Consider the following 1,107-nt stretch of genomic DNA (forward strand, 5'->3'; position numbering starts at 1 on the left):
ACAAGAGCTGTCTTTATTTGCCGAAGAGTTATATCGATATATGTCTCCCGCTACACTTAATCAATTAGCTATAGAAGCAGGTGGAATGAAACGAAAACGTAAGTGCCATGGGCACCATTTTTTATCTTTGTGTGTATGGTTAAATCAACAAATCGCTACAACCTCTCTTACTCAACTTTGTAGTCAATTAGAAACTTCAACAGGAATTTTATTAAGTCCTGAGGGACTGAATCGACGATTTAACTCGGCTTCTGTAGCCTTCTTTCGAAATGTATTTACTACACTTCTACAAGCTAAAATTGGAGGATCATCTACAATTTCTCATTCTCTTTCTGCTTACTTTGAGCGGATTCGCATCCTTGATTCTACAACCTTTCAAGTTCCAGATCGATTCGCAGCTACTTATCCTGGTGCCGGAGGCTGTAGTCATACAGCTGGTGTGAAAATTCAATTAGAGTATGACTTGTTGAGTGGAGAGTTTTCTGATGTGAAAATTGAACCAGGAAAACGAAGTGATCAGGCATATGGGGCGACTCGAATGGACATGACACAAAAGAATGAACTATATATTCGTGACTTAGGGTATTTTCGTTTACAAGACTTTAAATCGATCCAAGATAAGGAAGGGTATTATTTATCGCGTCTTAAATTACCAACTAAAATATATAGAAAAGAATTCGAAACAGTGGTATTTAAAACAAAACCTGCTCAATTGAGACCGGTATATATACAAATTCATTTGGAAGACATCATGAACCAATTACAACCTGGCCAAGTGTATGAATTACATGATGTATATGTAGGGAGCAAAGACAAACTACCCACTCGCATTGTGGTTTATAGATGTACAGAGGAGCAAAAACAGAAACGTCTACATGATCGAGCTATTCGTGAAAAGAAAAAAGGGATTACATATACAGAGCGTACGAAACTTTTACAAGGAATTACGGTATATATGACAAACATTCCTACGGAATGGGTACCGAAAGAGAAAATCTATGATTTATATTCACTGCGTTGGCAAATTGAGCTGTTATTTAAAATATGGAAATCTTGGTTTCGAATTCATCGTTGTAAATCTATTAAACAAGAGCGATTAGAATGCCA

1 protein-coding gene is annotated in these 1,107 nt (G+C 36.7%); it reads left to right on the forward strand.

What is annotated here, in order from left to right; genetic code table 11:
- Positions 1-1,107: IS4-like element ISBce2 family transposase (locus MR065_RS27000; RefSeq protein WP_242215735.1), on the forward strand; the 1,107-nt coding region annotated here is incomplete at both ends.

This window comes from Bacillus cereus group sp. BfR-BA-01383 (assembly GCF_022663495.1).
GTDB classification, from domain to species: Bacteria; Bacillota; Bacilli; order Bacillales; family Bacillaceae_G; genus Bacillus_A; species Bacillus_A cereus_AU.